This window comes from Legionella yabuuchiae, assembly GCF_900640115.1.
Lineage (GTDB): Bacteria > Pseudomonadota > Gammaproteobacteria > Legionellales > Legionellaceae > Legionella_A > Legionella_A yabuuchiae.
The window spans coordinates 92,480-110,253 of record NZ_CAAAIW010000003.1; the positions used below are offsets into that span (position 1 = coordinate 92,480).

Consider the following 17,774-nt stretch of genomic DNA (forward strand, 5'->3'; position numbering starts at 1 on the left):
AAAAATGGCCCAAAACGAGTATCTTCAGGCGAATGGTTATACCGGTGATTGTTCAAAATGCGTGATTTATGCTTTTTCTTTTTTACCCAGGAGAAAAAAATAAATGCGCCTAAAACACGAATTTTGAACGATCACGGGTATATGGGCACTATAATTGCGTTATAATAACCTACCTTGTCTAATATTTGTTGTAAAAACCATGAAGCGTCATATTACAAGTATCGTTAAAGATAAGCTAACCGAGGCTGGATTTTATACTGACCGTTGTAAAGGACGTGTTCGAGCTCAAATTGTTCAGCGCGCCATTAATGCAAACTTTCAAATGGAAGCTGTCTTCAAACATATTGAACTTGAATTTATTTTTTTACTTAAAGCACAACGTTTGAATAATGCGGATATTAAAAGCGCTATTCTTCGATTAAGGGAAATTGAGTGTATTAATGAGATTTGTGAACGCTTAAAAGAGTTGATTATTAAAGAGGTATCGGAGTTTGAATCTTCAGAAACTCAAGATAACTATGTAAAAGAAGATGCTTATTTATCTTTACTTTTTGATGAGATGGACATCACGGCAGGGTTAAGGCGATGGGTTGAAGATGAATATGCTCCAGTAGATGCTAGGATTGAAGTGACCAAGCATCGAAAGGTCAGGCGCTATGATAGCCTCTCCCGTATTATTGCCTCACAAAGTTCTTCTGTTTCAGTGTGTGGCGCTGTAACGATAGATACAAGGTCTGCTCAACCAAGATTAATTATTAGTGCGAACATGAGCTCTGCTGTAGCTGAACCTCGATTTTTAGAGGAAATTAAATTTAAATTAAGCGTATTAAAATCTTTTTTTTCGACTTATCAATTTGGGTTGGCGGATTTACCTGACGAATCTCGCTGCCATGAGTTATCTTTAAAGTTGTTTCATCAGCTCTTTCCAAGCTATTTAGCTTCACCACAAACAGGTCAACAAGTCGGTACTCTTGAACAAGCGGTATTTAAGCTGACGCATACAGTCTTGTATGATCCAGAAACATTTTCAGAGGAAGAAAAAAAGGCATTTCTAGGTGCTCCTGTTATCCTACTTCCCAGCGTTATTGGTGATCATGTCGAAATGCTGATTACTCATATTACGCCAAGAGGCTTCATACAAAGCCATGAATCCCTTCCATCTTCTTTAGAGGCTAAGAATTTAAGATTTATTCATGCAGAGCAATTAATTGCAACGTATCTTTATAACTATTTAAAGATTCCAAGGGAAACAAAGTTTATTTTTGGTATCTCCAAACTTTGTTGCGCTACATGCAGTGGGTTTCTTGAGGCGTATCCTAATGTACTATTTCGTGGTCATCATCAACAACAATATGAAGGGGTCATTAATTTAAACACTGGCGTTCGTTCTGCCAGCTCAACTTTAAAAAAAGGACCAACTGCCCCGGAAAGTAGTCCAATGAAAACACCATACAAATCCAGGACAAGCGGTGCTTTGCCCACAGGAGCGTCGCTTGAGGATGGAGAGACTGGTGTGCCAAGAGTCCAAAGAGTAATCAGTTTTAAAAAATTTTTTTTGGAGGCGAGTAGCGTAAGTGCAGCTTCCACTACTGGTAGACAAGCTTCTAGCTCCCCTACTGACGCTCTTCTAGCTCATGGTGTGTTTAGTTTAAGGTTTCCTCTACCGCCAATTGAGGAACATATTGATACAATTGATCCCAGGTTGGGGCGAATGGCCTAATTTCTTTACCTCACAAAACCCCTGGCAATTAACGCTCGGCTTTAATATCATTGCGAATTATTTTTTTTATTCATAGAAGGCGCGCAGGTTGCCAAAACTAAATCCATACTTACAGCTAATTCTTTTATCTCTACTCTTGTTTTTGCCTGGGATAGCCAGTATGCCTGTAATTGACCGCGACGAGGCTCATTTTGCTCAGGCAACGAGACAGATGTTACAAACGGATTCTTATTTTCAAATCCGTTTTCAAGATAAAACGCGATTTCAAAAACCTCCAGGAATTAACTGGCTACAAGCCGCTAGCGTGAAGCTATTTAGCCATGAAGATGCTCAAGCCATTTGGCCTTACCGGATTCCTTCTGTCCTAGGCGCATTGCTGGCTGTTTTACTTACGTTTTATTTTGCAAGCCAAGTCATTCCACAACAAACAGCACTTATTGGTTCAGCGTTTCTCGCATGTTCTTTGCTGTTAGTGGTTGAATCGCATATGGCGGTTATTGATACTTCTTTATTATCCTCTGTCGTGCTCATGCAGGGGGCTCTTTGGGTGATTTATCGCGCGGGATATGACGAAATTAGAGCTCATTGGTGTTGGGCGCTGCTCTTTTGGTTAGCGATGGCCTATGGGTTTGTCTTAAAGGGGGTGACCCCTTTGGTTGGTGTTTTATCAACGGTAACGTTATGCATCATCGATAAACGGGTTCGTTGGTTGCGTGGATTGCATTTAGGATGGGGCTTGAGTTTATTTTTAATTTTAAGTTTAACGTGGTTATTTCTTGTAAATGCAGCAGAACAAAGTAACTATCTCCTGCAAATGATCCACAAAGATCTGTTGCCTAAATTACAAGGGGGACATGAATCGCATGGTAAGCCCCCTTTATTTCATTTAGTAATTTTACCATTGACGATATGGCCTGCCTCCTTATTTTTATGGCAGGGAGCAACCTATGCGTTTACACAAAAACATCAACCTATGGTCAAATTCTTGCTGGCTTGGATTATTCCAACTTGGGTGTTTTTTGAGTTAATGCCTACCAAGTTACCGCAATACGTATTGCCTACTTTCCCTGCTTTATGCTTATTGTTAGCTCTAGGAATTACGTCAAGTCAGCCTAAATTTAAATCAGGAATATGGCTGCATGTTCTTCAAGTGTTGTGGGGGGTATTAACGGTTGGTCTGGCGACAGCACTTTTGGTTCTACCTTATCTTGTGATGCAAAAAGTCACACTTTCTGCCATTATTGTGTTTTGGATTTTAGGGATTCTCGGGGTAACTTGTGTTTATTTTGCTTGGAAAGAAAGATATAAATCTGCCAGTTACAGCGCTATTTTAGCTGCCGTTTTATCATTTCCTGTCATTTTTTTCTGTTTACTGCCCCAACTTAAGCCTTTATGGATCTCGCATAATGTTGCACAAGCCATTAACTCCAAGGTTCTTTCTGAAGAAAAACCACTTATAGTGGTTGGATACAGTGAGCCCAGCTTAGTCTTTTATTTGAATACAAAAAATGTATTGTTTACCAATCAAGAAACCGCGCTTAATTTACTTGCAAATAAACAAGGTCTTCTATTGATTGATGAGGAAACGTTTGCAAATCTCCCTAATCACGATTGGCTAACCATTCTTGCTCGAATTCATGGCTTTAACTACAGCAAAGGAACATGGGTAAAACTGCTTTTGATTGAACGACAATACCCTCTGTCCAATCATGTTGACAATAAAACAATTAAAAAGGGCAATCATGAATAAATTAAAACGAAACCTCCCTACACCATTTGACCGATTGATGTCTCTTATGACAACGCCTTGGTTTGCAATCAGCTATTTTTTACTCGTTGCACTATGTTTTCTTTATATTGACCAGCCTTTAGCGCTCTTTTTTCAAAGCCTGGATGTAGAATCCAATTTTCCGATTTTAGTTTGGATTACTAATATTGGCTTAGGGGGGATTTATATTGTTTCTCTTTTTATCCTAGTGATCGTGTTTCGTTATATCTATCAACGCCCGGTCTGGGAAAAAAGAGTCTGGTTTCTTTGGTTATGTGTCGTTATCCCAAGTCTAATTTGTTTGATTTTAAAATATACTTTGGGTCGAGCACGTCCTATGTTGTTGTTTAACGATGGATTGTATGGATTTTATGGGTTTAAAACGAAGGCTGCCTATTGGTCATTTCCCTCAGGCCATACTACTACAATAACAGGATTGGCTTTCGGGCTATGCATTATTTTTCCAAAATATGCTTACGCCTTTCTTATTACCGCGCTTTGCATCGCAACTTCAAGAGTCCTTTTAACTCATCACTATTTAAGTGATGTGCTTATGGCAGCTTATTTGTCGTTTTTAGAAGTAGCGATTATTTATTGGTGGTATCAACGCAAACTTGGAGTTTCTCAGTTATCTGTGAGGCAACAAAATTATTCAGCTTAATATGGAATGCGTCTTATTCTTATTGCCTTGGGTCTAGAATAGAATTGATTAATTACGATATAATGCCTAACTTTTGACGAGTTTAGGTTGCCTAAGATGTCTGTAGAGTCGCCCATTGAATTATCAATTATCATCCCAGTTTACAATGAAGTAGATAATGTAGAAGGCTTATATCAAGAAGTCGTCACAGCGCTTCCAACAAGCCAGTATAAGTTTGAAGTAATTTATGTGGACGATGGCAGTACCGATGGCACCAAAGAAAAACTACTTGCGCTGGTAAACGCTTACGATAATCTGCAGGGCGTGTTTCATAAGCATAACTATGGTCAAAGCGCGGCGTTGTTAAGCGGCGCTCGTGCCGCTAGATACCCACTACTGGTTACCATGGACGGGGATGGTCAAAATGATCCTGCGGATATCCCACGGTTGTATAAACACGCGCTTACCCCAAATACGATTGTGCTCGGAAATCGCCAGAAACGAGATGATAATGCACTACGGCGTTTATCATCCAGAATTGGTAATAACGTTCGCCAATGGATTCTTAATGATGAATGCCCAGACACAGGTTGTAGCCTAAAATTGTTCCCGCGCGATGCCTTTTTAATGCTACCCCATTTTAATCATATGCATCGTTTTATACCGGCCTTGTTTAAACGCGCAGGCTTTAGGTTGGTTAATGTTAAAGTCAACCATCGTCCTCGTCTTCATGGCGTATCAAAGTATGGTGTAATGAATCGTCTTTTTGTTGGGATTCATGATTTAATAGGTATGCGCTGGTTATTAAAACGTCCCTGCGCACCGGAGGTTAACAATGTTGAACGTTGAGTATGTATGGTTAGGTGTTGGTCTTTTGGGACAAGCAATTTTTTCAGCGCGCTTTATCGTTCAATGGTTGGTGAGTGAAAAAGTAAAGCGCAGCGTTATTCCTGTGGCCTTTTGGTATTTAAGTTTGTTAGGTGGTATCACCTTATTGGCGTATTCGATTTATAAACGTGATCCAGTGTTTATTTTAGGCCAATCCACTGGGGTATTTATTTATTCTAGAAATTTGTTGCTTATCCAACGAGAACGAATCTCACGGAGTCAAACATTAAAACAAGCGAAAGGCTCCATTTAGCAAATTGTACAACATATACCCGTAATCTTTCAAAATGCTAGTTTTTGGGCGATTCGATTTTTTTGGCAGAGCGGCTTTTAAAGATGAATTAATAGCGAGCTCTATTGAGAATCATTAAAAGCCGCTCTGGCGGAAAAAGCGATAGAACAAATCTAGCCTTTTGAAAGATTACGGGTACATAATATAAATATAAAGGGATTTTGAAATGAATCAGCCTCTAACGCGGCAAACTACAGGTATTCATTGTTTTTTGACCTTTTGCATGGTGCTTATCCTATTTCCTGCCCATGCTGTTGTAAATTCTACCCCATGGTATACAACAGGCACCAATCACCAGGTAACGTTGAAGGTTGATTTCTTCATGTCTTCAACTTGTCCCCATTGCCACAAAGCGGATGAATTTTTTAAAACAATTGAACCTAACTACCCCTGGCTTGAGATTAAACGGCATGTAATTGATAAAGACAAAGCAGCGTTAAAACTGTTTTATGAGCGATTGCAAGCCTTAGATGTTAATAATTTCGCCGTTCCAGCGTTTTTCTTTTGTGGATCCAGATGGGTTGGTTTTGCCGATCCAGAGCGTTCTGGAAAGCCTCTATTAAGTGCAATGAAGTATTGCTATGAACAAATAAAAAAACATGGGGAATTACCACAAGCAACCATCCGGGTATTAAAGGCCAAAGGAACAGCGAGCCAATTTGAAATTGATAACTGGATAGCTCGCAGCCCACAATTATTTGTTCCTTTGTCTGGTTTAATGGATGCGATTACCCCTTGTTCTTTGTTTATTTATTTGGTTCTCTTGGCTTACATTTCGCTGCATTCGGGGTTTAAAGTCCTGCAATATCTGATCGCGATGACTTATCTGATAACTATTCTGGCTTTCGCATTCTTTGAGTTGGCATTTACCAATCAGTTTTATGCAGTGATTAATGCCTTAAGATGGCCCGCAGGAATAATTGGTTTATTTTTAGTATGGTATTTAGTGTTTTATGGCAGAGGAGCAAAAATGAAACCAGGGCAACGTTTGCCAATGGTATTGCCTATGGTTATTCTAACTACAGCGCTTGTTTTTTTCTATCAGCAAGCGTGTTTAATGAATATTGGGATGATTTTTGATCAATGGTTGTCTGGTCAAACCTTAACTACAACGGAACGTTATACTTATATTGGTATTTATTTGGTCAGTTATTTAATTCCGTTTATTCTTTTCTCTCTCGTGTACCTGTTCTTAATTCATTTAAGGCGTTTTCAAACGTATCATGAGCACTTATATCTAAGTGGCTGGACGTTTCTTCTTGGGGTTGGTGTTTTTTTAATAATAAAACCACTTTGGTTATCTAAATTAATGTATTCTTACATGGTTTTACTGATTGCGATTCTAGTCGGTTGGTTTTTACCTTATTGGAGAGCCAGACATGAAAAAAGATAAAAAAGCGCACATAAGTATAGACCACAACGACCTTGATTTAAGCCGCTCCATTTGAGATCATAAGGATAATTTATTAAGCAGGTGTGCAATGAGTAAACTCAAAGATATACCCGTAATTGTTGAAAGTGGTCATAAATATAAGACCAAGCAAGGGTTTGTAGCTATAAAAGATGGCGTTAAATCAGCATCGCCCGCCTATGAGCGCCTCCCAAAACCCAAGTGGTTACGCATCGTGAATCACACCTCACCCGCTTATGAGCAAGTTAAGCAACGTGTAAAAGAACACCGATTGGCAACCGTCTGCGAAGAAGCAAAGTGTCCAAATATTGCTGAATGCTGGTCGCATGGTACAGCCACCATCATGCTTATGGGAGAGGTTTGCACCAGGGCATGCCGCTTTTGTTCAGTGGACACTGGCAATCCTCGTGGCTGGCTTGATAAAGAAGAGCCTGAAAATACGGCTAAAACCGTTGCTTTAATGAATCTAGATTACGTGGTATTAACCTCGGTAAATCGGGATGACTTGCCTGATGGAGGGGCGAAGCATTACGCAGATACTATTCGAGCCATCAAAGCTCAATGCCCTCAAACCAAAGTAGAAGCGCTCACCCCAGATTTTCAGGGAAACCACAACGATATAGCGATATTACTAGATAGTGGGGTAGACGTTTTTGCTCAGAATGTAGAAACGGTCGAGCGACTAACTCATCCAGTACGAGATAATCGTGCAGGCTATTGGCAGACGGTTCACTTATTGGGATACGCTAAACAATATCGTCCTGATGTGCTTACCAAAACCAGTTTAATGCTAGGGTTAGGGGAAACTGATGAAGAAATTATTCAAACCATGGATGATTTGCGTACTCAACACGTGGATATACTCACGCTTGGGCAATACTTACAACCTACCAAAAACCATCTTCCTGTCGCGCGCTATGTAACCCCAGAAACGTTTAATAAATTACGAGAAATTGGTCTACAAAAAGGGTTTTTTGAGGTGGCTTCTGGGCCTTTGGTTCGCTCAAGCTATCGCGCCGATCGAGTGTTTAAGCGGGATAATCTAGGCTTGTAGTCACTACTTTGAATAAGAATAAAGGGAACTCACCAAGTTATCCTAAATAACCCAGCCGCTATGCGGCAAACATCAAAAAACGATCTCGTCATCGAGTTTGCTATGTTTGAATCAAGCCGCGGGTTCTTGTTAAGAAAGGTTGTTTGGGGCTAAACCTTAATCGCTACTTCTCAGCCAAAACGACATCAATAATATGAGTATCATGATACGGAAATGTAAAAATTTTGCTGAATAATCGCTTTAAGCGATGAAGTAAGAAATTTTTAGGCAAGAGCTTAATGGAGAGGCTATTTAAAAACCAAGTGCCTTCAATCCCAAACATCACTAATTCATCAATATTATTAATCGTAATTGGAATTTCTAGGCGATCATGGGCGACCACATGAAACTGGTGTTGGCAAAAAGCCTGCATTAACTCTTCTTTGCCTGCGGCTACGGTCGTATTTTTCACAATTGCTTTATAATAATGACCTACAATTCGGCTTAAGACACTGTCTTGGGTAATAAAGTGCGCGAGTTGCTCTTGAGCTACAGGGAATGATTCATAGGTTGTGGTAATTAAAGAAAAGTGCCCTGTTGAACGCGTTAGAAGCTTCGCTTGATTAAAGAGAGTATTGATTGGGATGTAGGCATTAATAAAGTGAGCAAGAACTAAATCTTGACTATGATGTGGCAGTAAATGACTCGCTTCGGTAGCAGTTGTTTCGATGGTGGTTAAATCTAAAGCTTTTTGGGCCTGAGCAAGCATTTCAGATGACACATCAATGCCTGTGAATGAGGCATTAGGCATCTGAAGCTCTAGCTCTTTAAGAAAAGCACCATTCCCCACACCAAGATCCAATACTTTATAATTCGGTTTTTGGCCTAGGTTCGCACGTTTAATCTGTTCAATCGCACATTGATGGCTGGTGCTGATTGACCCAAACCGATTGGCTACGGAATAGCGACTGGCTATATTGTTATACATGGCCTTTAAGGACATGTAATATTCCTAATCATGTTCATGGTGTGAGTATATCTTTTATTGAATTATTTTGCAGTAGGGGAAAACTGCAAATTGTTCGATCCTTATATCTGCATGCATTAAATCGTTTAGAATTTGACTAAAGCAAGTACCCTTGATAGTATCTCGCGAGTATTTAGAATACGTTATACTGACGGTGATTTCCTCTAGCAAAAGGTCTGACTGAGTAACCTAATAGATTGTAACTCCGTCATTTATAATGGAAATTTTGATTATAATTTAATGGAATTGGTCCTATGTGTGGGATAGCAGGTATATTCAATATAAAAAAAACAACAATTGATAATCTGGTCAATAAACTTTCCGTTATGAATGCGTTGCTTGCCCATCGTGGCCCGGATGATGAAGGCATTTGGACTGATAAACATCAAAGCATTGGTCTAGCCCATCGCAGGTTAAGCATTATCGATTTGTCCGTTCATGCTCACCAGCCTATGATTGCTCCAAATGGAGAGGTTATCGTTTATAACGGTGAATTATATAATCACATTGAGCTTAGAAAATCTTTATCCTCTCACTGGACGTTTACAACAAATTCAGATACTGAAGTCATTCTCGCTGCTTATAAAGTGTTTGGCGTAGAATGCGTAAAACATTTTAAAGGAATGTTTGCTTTTGCGATTTGGGATGGTGAAAAGCTCTTCTGCGCACGCGATCAATTCGGGATTAAGCCTTTTTATTACGCCAAACTTGGCAATGAATTTATCTTTGCTTCTGAAAGTAAAGCCTTAATGCCATTTCTTCCTGAAATAAAAACGAATCGAAAAGCGTTTGTTGAATACATTACGTTCCAATATCCTATGGGTGAGGAAACTCTTTTTTGCGATGTACTGCAGTTAGAGCCTGCTCATGCAATGCTGATTACCCCGGACAAGCAGAAAATCTGGCGTTATTGGGATGTTCATTATCATATTGACTACGATCATACACAAACTTACTTCGCCAATCGTCTTGAAGAAATAATGAATGAGTCAATTCAAGTGCATCTTCGCGCCGATGTTAATTTAGGCGCTTATGTTAGTGGTGGTGTGGATTCAAGTCTTATCGGCATTTTGGCTACCCAAGAAAAAAATCAATCGCTTCCCTTTTTCCATGGGCGATTTCTTGAGGATAAATCTTATGACGAAAGTGAATACGCTCAATATGCTGCGCAAAAATGCGGTACGAAGCTTCATGTGCGCGATATAACCTCACAAGAGTTTCAAGCGCATTTCAGTAATATTATTTATCACATGGATTTTCCAGTCGCAGGTCCTGGTGTGTTTCCTCAATACATGGTTTCGGAAATGGCCGCCCAACAGGTGAAAGTTGTACTGGGAGGACAAGGCGGCGATGAAATATTTGGCGGCTACGCACGTTATGTGATGGCGTATTTTGAACAATGCATGAAGGCCGCTATTGAGGGTAAGTATAAAAAAGGAAACTTCGTTGTTACCGCAGAATCGATTATTCCGAACTTAGAGGTACTCAATGCTTATAAGCCCTTACTCAAGCGTTTCTGGAGCGATGGATTATTTGAGCCTTTGGAAAAGCGCTATTTTTCATTGATTGATCGCGGAGCTGATTTGGATGGTGAAGTGGCATTGACCGCTGCCGAGCGCGATCAGGTTTATAGCCAGTTTTTGAATGTTTTTAATACCGCTAAATTTGAAAAAGCGGAGTCCTATTTCGACGGCATGACGCATTTTGATTTCAAATGTTTGCTTCCTGGATTGCTTCATGTGGAAGATCGCGTCAGCATGGCTCATGGTCTTGAAGCTAGGGTTCCCTTTTTGTATACGCCATTAATTGAATTCATGGCGACTATCCCTGCAAACATTAAATTTAAAGATGGACGCATGAAGCATTTGCTGAAGCAAACCTATTCGGATGTTCTTCCATCACCAATTGTTAATCGTAAGGATAAAATGGGCTTTCCAGTGCCGCTATCTGAATGGATGCATGGTGAGCTGAAGGAGTATATTTACGATATCCTTTCTGCAGGATGCTCCAGGACGGAAGGATTTATTGATTATAAAAAAATAATTCAAAATTTTGACAAAACAGGAAAATTTAGTCGTAAGGTTTGGGGATTTTTGTGTTATGAAATCTGGCAGCAGCAGTTTCACGATCAGTCCCATCGATTTAAATCAATGTTAAGCAATAAAAATAAAATTGAGCATTCAAGGCACATTGCCAATGAGCTTGTATGATAGGTTGAATTTGCAACACAAAAAAATTACTAATGAGGAGATAGAAATGAAAGTCTTAATTACCGGAGGTTCTGGGTTTGTAGGGTCCCATTTGGCTGATCGCTTGCTCGCAAGAAATGATCAGGTTTTGGTTATCGATAATTTCAGTACGGGAAGACGGGATAATTTAAAATCTCATAAAAATTTAGAAGTGATTGAAGCAAGCATTGCCGATACAGAAGCAATGGAGCGAATGTTTACACAGTTTAAACCCGATGTTGTGGTTCACGCGGCCGCTTCCTATAAAGATCCTGATAACTGGGTTGAAGATTGTCAAACGAACGTTTTAGGTACCGTAAACGTTGTTTCAGCGGCTAAAAAAGCAGGCTGTGAACGTCTGGTCTATTTCCAAACCGCTCTTTGCTATGGCTTAAATCCCAAAGAACAACCAGTGACTCTAGAACATCACTTCGATGCTCGTGGAAGCAGTTATGCGATCAGTAAAACCGCTGCAGAACACTACGTCGAGTTATCAGGTTTAAGCTTCGTGTCATTCCGTTTGGCCAATGCTTATGGCCCTAGAAATATCAGTGGTCCTTTGCCTACTTTTTATCATCGCCTAACTTCCAATAAACCTTGTTTTGTCATGGATACAAGACGTGATTTTGTCTATATCCAAGATTTAGTCAACTGCGTTGAAAAAGCAGTGGATGGAAAAGGCCAGGGTTATTATCATATTTCTTCAGGAAGCGACTATTCAATTAAAGAATTGTTTGACGCTACGTTAGATGCGTTAAATATTACGCTAGATAAAGAAGTCGAAGTTCGTGAGCGACATCCAGATGATGCGTTTACAATCCTACTTGATCCTTCTCGTACCAATAAAGATTTTTCATGGGAAGTTAAAACACCATTAACCGAAGGCGTAAAAGCTGCAATCGAATATTATAAGCAATACGGTATTGAGCAAACATTTACGCACCTTCGTGCCGCTGTGGAAGAGCCAGAGGTAGCATAACTAGCTCAAAAAAATATGGCAGCTTCTTACATGGCCTGATTTATTTACGCTGAGGAGGTGGCCTGAACAAGTCAGGCCAAGTAGGTGGTATAGGAAGTAGGTGGTATAGAAAGTATATTGTGGTCTCACAGAAGGCTAGTACCACCCCCCCTACGTGGCCCGATTTATTCGGGCCATCTAGAAAGGCCGCTAAAACGAATGGGGTTAAGTAGGAGTATAGTGTAAGACTCTAGTTGCTCGGAGCTGTTGCAAATAATTACATATTTACAAACATTAATTAAACGTAGGAATGGATAATGGCGGAATTTTCAGGTAAAAAAATACTGGTCGTTGGTGGGGCCGGATTTGTTGGAAGCACATTAACCAACATGCTTCTTGAGCGTGATGCCAAAAAAGTATTGGTTGTGGACAATCTTTTGTCAGCAGATATTGCACGTGTTCCCAATCATAATCATCTTGAATTCATACACGGGTCTATTACCGAAGATAAGATTTTATATAACTTACCAGAAGATACCGATTACGTGTTTCATTTAGCAACGTACCACGGTAATCAAAGTTCCATTGAAGATCCTCTAAAAGATCATGAAAATAATACATTGACCAGTTTAAAACTATTTGACCGAATCAGTAAATTTAAATCGTTAGAAAAAGTAGTCTATTCATCCGCCGGTTGCACCGTTGCCAAAAAAACATTTGACCATGCGGAAGCGACGGTTGAGCAAGAAGATGTTTCACTCTATCTGGATAGTCCTTATCAGATGTCGAAAATTTTTGGCGAATTTTATGGCAATTACTATTTCATGCGCTATAACATGCCTTTTGTAAAAGCCCGATTTCAAAATGTATACGGCCCAGGTGAAATATTAGGTGCTGGCCAATGGCGAGGTAATGCCAATACCGTATGGCGGAATGTAACACCTACCTTTATTTTTAAAGCGCTACATCATGAAGCGTTGCCTTTAGAAAATAATGGCATTGCAACCCGCGATTTTATTTATGTGGATGATATTGCTGAAGGCCTTATCGCCTGTGCATTGCGCGGAAAAAGTGGAGGCGTTTATAATATTGCCTCTGGAGTTGAAACTTCCATTAGAGATCTTGCTATGCTCATTAATGAAATTAGTGGCAATCCAGTAGACATTGCAAGCATGCCCGCTCGAAATTGGGACCGCTCAGGCAAGCGACATGGGGATACGAGCAAATCGGAACGTGAACTAGGTTTCAAAGCGCAGGTTTCTTTACCAGAAGGCTTACAAAAAACCATTGAATGGACAAAAAATAACATGGATACTATCAAGCGTTGTATAAAAGCCCATCAGCGCTATATTCCTGAATTAAAACAATATTTTTGAGAGAAGCTATGCAATTCATCGATCTTAAAGCGCAATCAAATCGCATTGAGCACCGCCTTATTGAACGGTTTAAAACCGTATTAAATCACGGTGCATTCATCATGGGGCCAGAAATTGCTGAGCTAGAACAATCGCTTGCAAAATACGTCGGGGTTGAATACGCGCTTGCAGTTTCTAGTGGAACGGATGCGTTGTTAATGGCCCTTATGGCCTTAGGCGTCAAAGCGGGTGATGAAGTCATAACCACTCCATTTAGTTTTTTTGCGACCGCGGAGGTGATTGCGCTTTTAGGAGCTAAGCCTGTATTTGTTGATATCAATGAATCGACTTATAACATTGACGTTTCTAAAATTGAAGCGGCCATTACGAATAAAACCAAGGCTATCATGCCTGTGAGTCTTTATGGACAATGCGCTGATTTTGATGAAATTAACGCCATTGCAAACCAGTATAATCTCCCAGTTATCGAAGATGGTGCGCAAAGTTTTGGTGCAACTTATAAAGGACAACAATCCTGTGGTTTAACCACCATTGGTTGCACTAGCTTTTTCCCCTCAAAGCCTTTGGGGTGTTATGGAGATGGTGGTGCTTGTTTTACGAATGACGCAGAACTTGCGAGAAGAATGAATGAAATCCGTACTCACGGGCAGTCTAAGCGTTACTATCACACCAGTCTTGGAATTAATGGTCGACTTGATACGATTCAAGCGGCGATTTTGCTTGAGAAATTAGCTCTTTTCCCAGAGGAAGTACAACTTCGCCAAGAAGTTGCACAACGATATCAAACGCTTCTTCCTAAAGAAATTAAAAAACCAAGCGTTCTGGCGCATAATCGTAGCGTTTATGCTCAGTATACAATCGAAGTTTCGAATCGAGAGGATGTGCAAAGCAAATTACATGATAGAGGTATACCGACTGCGGTGCATTATCCTGTTGGATTGCATGAGCAACCTATCTTTAAATCTCTCTATCCAGGAGAGCAATCGTTTCCTAACACGGAGCACGCAGCCAGTCGGGTGATGAGTCTTCCCATGCATCCTTATTTAACGTTGGATGAACAGAAAAAAGTTTGCACAGCTTTGGAGGCGGTTCTGTCAGAGACAATGGCAACAGCATAGTAAGAGTGTGCTAACGTTGGATTGTATCCATTGGAATTGAAGATGGGTAAGCGGGGGGCGGATGAGGGAAAAAAGCAATCTTTGAGAAAATACGAATAGAGTGCTAACCACGTGAAGTAAAAAGGTTTTGTGACTTAAATTCAAAGGAATAAATCATGTTAACGAGCTTCAAAGAAAAAATAACTAACAAAGAAGCCATTATTGGTATTGTAGGTTTAGGATATGTCGGCTTACCTCTGATGTTACGATTTGCAGAAGTCGGGTACCGAGTGATTGGGATTGATGTGGATGAACGAAAAAACGAATCGCTCAATCAAGGAAAATCCTACATTCAGCACATTTCATCAGCGCGAATTGCAGCAGTACAAAACAGGATTATTGCTACTTCGGATTTCTCAAAGGCAGAAGAAGCCGATGCGCTTATTTTGTGCGTACCAACCCCGCTTGATAAATACCGAGAGCCGGATTTAAGTTTTGTATTGCAAACCATCGATGCATTGCTACCTCACTTAAGAGCGGGCCAGCTTATTTCCTTAGAGAGTACAACCTACCCAGGAACAACCGAAGAAGAGCTGAAGCCAAGAATTGAAAGCACGGGTTTAAAAATTGGTGACGATGTGTTTCTGGTTTACTCTCCTGAACGAGAAGATCCAGGCAATGCCCATTTCACCACATCCACCATTCCCAAAGTCTGTGGCGGCGATACAGAGTCCTGCTCTGAAGCAGGGTTTACCTTATACTCTGCCGTCATTGAAACCGTAGTCAAAGTGTCTTCAGCAAAAGTTGCCGAAATGACGAAGCTTTTGGAAAATATTCATCGCTCAGTCAACATTGGCCTAGCTAATGAAATGAAAGTCCTCGCGGATAAAATGGATATTGATATTTACGAAGTCATTGATGCAGCGGCTACAAAACCCTTCGGCTTTGTTCCGTATTATCCGGGGCCTGGAATTGGCGGCCATTGCATACCAATCGATCCTTTTTATCTTACTTGGAAAGCTCGAGAGTATGGACTTCATACTCGATTTATCGAGCTCGCAGGTGAAATTAACAGCAGCATGCCGCGTTGGGTGGTGCACAAAGTGAGCGACGCTTTAAATGCTCGAGAACGCGCCATTAAAAACAGCAAAATTTTAATCTTAGGCATTGCGTATAAGCGTGATGTGGATGACATGCGTGAATCTCCCTCAATTGAAGTTATGGAGCTTTTACAAGCGAAAGGCGCTGAAGTATCGTACTCTGATCCCCATGTTCCTGTGTTTCCTGCGATGCGCGCCCACCATTTTGATCTACATAGTATTGAATTAACCGCTGAAACATTGCGTGGATTTGATTGCGTTATACTAACGACCGCTCATCGCGCGTTTGATTATGAATGGATAGCGGCCAACGCAAACTTAATTATCGATACCAGAGGCGCTTTCAAGCAATTTAAACAAGACAATATAGTGAGTGCTTAAGCATGACAAAATCACCTTGGTTTATAAATGATCGGGAAATAAACATTGCTTTGGTCGGTTGTGGAAGGATTTCAAAAAATCACTTACAAGCCATTAAGCAGCATGACGATCGACTTCATTTATCCGCTGTGTGTGATACCGATCCTTCAGCACTCCGAATTGCAACGGAAGAGTATGGGGTTGATGGATATTCCAGTCTTGATGAACTGTTACAGTATTCCAATGCGGATATTGTAACTCTTTGTACGCCAAGCGGTCTTCACTCCACCCAGACGATCAAGATCGCTGAAAGTGGTCGTCATGTAATCACAGAAAAGCCAATGGCCACTCGCTGGCAGGATGGTTTGCAAATGGTGCGAGCCTGTGACGATGCTGGTGTACGTTTATTTGTAGTTAAACAAAATCGACTCAATGCGACGTTACAACTGTTGAAAAAAGCAGTGGATAGCGGTCGTTTCGGTAAAATCTACATGGCGAACATCAACGTTTTTTGGACCAGGCCTCAGGATTATTATGATCAAGGGGGTGGATGGCGTGGCACTTGGGAGCTTGATGGTGGTTCATTTATGAATCAAGCCAGTCATTATATTGATTTAATCCACTGGCTATTAGGCCCCGTTCAATCCGTTCAAGCCATGATGGGAACGTTGGAGCGAAGAATTCAAGCGGAAGATACTGGCGTACTGAATATCCGCTGGCGCAATGGTGCGATGGGTTCTGTTAACGTTACCATGCTTACTTACCCTAAAAATTTCGAAGGTTCAATCACCATTTTAGGTGAGAAGGGTACGGTGAGAGTCGGAGGACTCGCAGTCAATGAAATCCAGCACTGGGAATTTGCAGACGAACAGCCTGAAGATGAAGAAATAAAACAAGCCAACTATCAAACCACATCCGTTTACGGATTTGGTCATCCACTTTATTACGATAATGTCATCAATAGCCTTCAAGGCAAAGAAGCGCCTCTAGTTGATGGCCGCGAAGGATTAACATCTTTGGAATTGCTGATCGCGGCTTATCGTGCTGCTCGGGATAATCAAACCATTCATTTGCCCTTGGAGTTATAAGATGTCTTATCAAGCCCATGAGACAGCCATTGTTGATGAGGGTGCCGCAATCGGTGAGGGCACAAGGATTTGGCATTGGGTTCATGTCAGCAGTGGGGCCAACATCGGCGAACGCTGTAGTCTTGGACAGAATGTTTACGTTGGTAATCGCGTTGTCATCGGAAACAACGTAAAAATTCAAAACAATGTGTCCGTGTACGATAACGTAACCATCGAGGATGAGGTGTTTTGCGGGCCTAGCATGGTGTTTACTAACGTATACAATCCAAGGTCGGCCGTTTCTCGAAAGGATGAATATCGTAATACCCTCATTAAGAAAGGCGCGACCCTCGGAGCAAATTGCACCATTGTCTGTGGAATAACCATTGGTGAGTATGCTTTTATCGGAGCCGGGGCGGTTATCAACCGAGATGTTCCTCCTTATGCGCTCATGGTTGGAGTGCCTGCTCGTCAAATTGGCTGGATGAGTCGTTTTGGAGAGCAGTTAACATTTACAAAAGAAGCTGATGGCTCAATGATAGCCAAATGCCAAACTACGAATGATATCTATATAAAGCAAGATAATAAAGTTCAACTTAAATACAGTGGGGTGGCTCAACTCGCGTAGCCCGGATGCAGTAAAACGGAATCCGGGATGTTCGAAGCTCAGAAATCCCGGATAACAGCGGCGCTTTCATCCGGGCTACACAATCCCTCTCACATTGACGGGATAGGCTAGGGTGGGGTAGATCAGAACGGTTTTTACGAAGTGCCACTCAATCCCAGCGTGTATAAAGAACAATAAATCT

At 40.9% G+C, this 17,774-nt stretch carries 15 protein-coding genes; 14 read left to right on the forward strand and 1 reads right to left on the reverse strand.

What is annotated here, in order from left to right; translation table 11 throughout:
- Positions 1-199: 199 nt before the first annotated feature.
- The 7 genes from E1O47_RS01905 (at position 200) to lipA (ending at position 7,773) form a co-directional block, all read left to right on the forward strand.
- Entirely contained in the window at positions 200-1,720 is a 1,521-nt protein-coding gene (locus E1O47_RS01905) for a hypothetical protein (protein ID WP_133129576.1), read from the forward strand.
- 88 nt (positions 1,721-1,808) lie between these two features.
- On the forward strand, positions 1,809-3,470 hold the full coding sequence (locus E1O47_RS01910; protein WP_133129577.1) for an ArnT family glycosyltransferase: 1,662 nt from the start codon (positions 1,809-1,811) through the stop codon (positions 3,468-3,470).
- Positions 3,463-4,149, forward strand: coding sequence for a phosphatase PAP2 family protein (locus tag E1O47_RS01915; protein WP_165475020.1), 687 nt, complete (start codon positions 3,463-3,465; stop codon positions 4,147-4,149). The genes E1O47_RS01910 and E1O47_RS01915 overlap by 8 nt, the downstream gene beginning before the upstream one ends.
- Before the next feature lie 96 nt (positions 4,150-4,245).
- Entirely contained in the window at positions 4,246-4,977 is a 732-nt protein-coding gene (locus tag E1O47_RS01920; RefSeq protein WP_133129579.1) for a glycosyltransferase family 2 protein, read from the forward strand.
- Positions 4,964-5,269 carry a lipid-A-disaccharide synthase N-terminal domain-containing protein gene (locus tag E1O47_RS01925; RefSeq protein WP_242601963.1) on the forward strand — a complete coding sequence of 102 codons (306 nt, stop codon included), beginning with the start codon at positions 4,964-4,966 and terminating at the stop codon, positions 5,267-5,269. Before E1O47_RS01920 ends, E1O47_RS01925 begins: the two co-directional genes overlap by 14 nt.
- 205 nt (positions 5,270-5,474) lie before the next feature.
- Entirely contained in the window at positions 5,475-6,701 is a 1,227-nt protein-coding gene (locus E1O47_RS01930) for a glutaredoxin family protein (RefSeq protein ID WP_133129580.1), read from the forward strand.
- A gap of 88 nt (positions 6,702-6,789) precedes the next feature.
- Positions 6,790-7,773, forward strand: coding sequence for a lipoyl synthase (gene lipA / locus E1O47_RS01935; RefSeq protein WP_133129581.1), 984 nt, complete (start codon positions 6,790-6,792; stop codon positions 7,771-7,773).
- 163 nt (positions 7,774-7,936) lie between these two features.
- On the opposite strand, the gene E1O47_RS01940 is transcribed toward lipA, so the two are convergent.
- Complete coding sequence (locus E1O47_RS01940; protein ID WP_133129582.1) at positions 7,937-8,755, reverse strand: methyltransferase domain-containing protein; 819 nt, start codon at positions 8,753-8,755, stop codon at positions 7,937-7,939.
- Positions 8,756-9,033: 278 nt separating this feature from the next.
- On the opposite strand from E1O47_RS01940, the gene asnB reads away from it, so the two are divergent.
- The 7 genes from asnB (at position 9,034) to E1O47_RS01975 (ending at position 17,593) form a co-directional block, all read left to right on the forward strand.
- The gene (asnB, locus tag E1O47_RS01945; protein ID WP_133129583.1) at positions 9,034-10,989 is read left to right on the forward strand and encodes an asparagine synthase (glutamine-hydrolyzing); all 1,956 of its coding nucleotides are present in this window, start codon (positions 9,034-9,036) and stop codon (positions 10,987-10,989) included.
- Positions 10,990-11,035: 46 nt separating this feature from the next.
- A complete protein-coding gene (locus E1O47_RS01950) occupies positions 11,036-11,986 on the forward strand; it encodes an NAD-dependent epimerase/dehydratase family protein (RefSeq protein ID WP_133129584.1) in 951 nt (316 codons plus the stop codon).
- Positions 11,987-12,282: 296 nt separating this feature from the next.
- Complete coding sequence (locus tag E1O47_RS01955) at positions 12,283-13,341, forward strand: NAD-dependent epimerase/dehydratase family protein (RefSeq protein ID WP_133129585.1); 1,059 nt, start codon at positions 12,283-12,285, stop codon at positions 13,339-13,341.
- Between the two features lie 8 nt (positions 13,342-13,349).
- The gene (locus tag E1O47_RS01960) at positions 13,350-14,459 is read left to right on the forward strand and encodes a DegT/DnrJ/EryC1/StrS family aminotransferase (protein ID WP_133129586.1); all 1,110 of its coding nucleotides are present in this window, start codon (positions 13,350-13,352) and stop codon (positions 14,457-14,459) included.
- A 155-nt stretch (positions 14,460-14,614) separates the two neighbouring features.
- Positions 14,615-15,919: a nucleotide sugar dehydrogenase gene (locus tag E1O47_RS01965; RefSeq protein WP_133129587.1), complete on the forward strand. Its 1,305-nt coding sequence runs from the start codon at positions 14,615-14,617 to the stop codon at positions 15,917-15,919.
- 2 nt (positions 15,920-15,921) lie between these two features.
- On the forward strand, positions 15,922-16,986 hold the full coding sequence (locus E1O47_RS01970) for a Gfo/Idh/MocA family protein (RefSeq protein ID WP_133129588.1): 1,065 nt from the start codon (positions 15,922-15,924) through the stop codon (positions 16,984-16,986).
- 1 nt (position 16,987) lies between these two features.
- Positions 16,988-17,593: a DapH/DapD/GlmU-related protein gene (locus E1O47_RS01975; RefSeq protein WP_133129589.1), complete on the forward strand. Its 606-nt coding sequence runs from the start codon at positions 16,988-16,990 to the stop codon at positions 17,591-17,593.
- Positions 17,594-17,774: the final 181 nt, after the last annotated feature.

Coding starts and splice junctions, on each gene's coding strand:
- E1O47_RS01940 (WP_133129582.1), bottom strand. CDS start 8,755: ATGTCCTTAAAGGCCATGTATAACAATATAGCCAGTCGCTATTCCGTA.
- lipA (WP_133129581.1), top strand. CDS start 6,790: ATGAGTAAACTCAAAGATATACCCGTAATTGTTGAAAGTGGTCATAAA.
- E1O47_RS01930 (WP_133129580.1), top strand. CDS start 5,475: ATGAATCAGCCTCTAACGCGGCAAACTACAGGTATTCATTGTTTTTTG.
- E1O47_RS01970 (WP_133129588.1), top strand. CDS start 15,922: ATGACAAAATCACCTTGGTTTATAAATGATCGGGAAATAAACATTGCT.
- E1O47_RS01975 (WP_133129589.1), top strand. CDS start 16,988: ATGTCTTATCAAGCCCATGAGACAGCCATTGTTGATGAGGGTGCCGCA.
- asnB (WP_133129583.1), top strand. CDS start 9,034: ATGTGTGGGATAGCAGGTATATTCAATATAAAAAAAACAACAATTGAT.
- E1O47_RS01950 (WP_133129584.1), top strand. CDS start 11,036: ATGAAAGTCTTAATTACCGGAGGTTCTGGGTTTGTAGGGTCCCATTTG.
- E1O47_RS01965 (WP_133129587.1), top strand. CDS start 14,615: ATGTTAACGAGCTTCAAAGAAAAAATAACTAACAAAGAAGCCATTATT.
- E1O47_RS01920 (WP_133129579.1), top strand. CDS start 4,246: ATGTCTGTAGAGTCGCCCATTGAATTATCAATTATCATCCCAGTTTAC.
- E1O47_RS01955 (WP_133129585.1), top strand. CDS start 12,283: ATGGCGGAATTTTCAGGTAAAAAAATACTGGTCGTTGGTGGGGCCGGA.
- E1O47_RS01915 (WP_165475020.1), top strand. CDS start 3,463: ATGAATAAATTAAAACGAAACCTCCCTACACCATTTGACCGATTGATG.
- E1O47_RS01905 (WP_133129576.1), top strand. CDS start 200: ATGAAGCGTCATATTACAAGTATCGTTAAAGATAAGCTAACCGAGGCT.
- E1O47_RS01960 (WP_133129586.1), top strand. CDS start 13,350: ATGCAATTCATCGATCTTAAAGCGCAATCAAATCGCATTGAGCACCGC.
- E1O47_RS01925 (WP_242601963.1), top strand. CDS start 4,964: ATGTTGAACGTTGAGTATGTATGGTTAGGTGTTGGTCTTTTGGGACAA.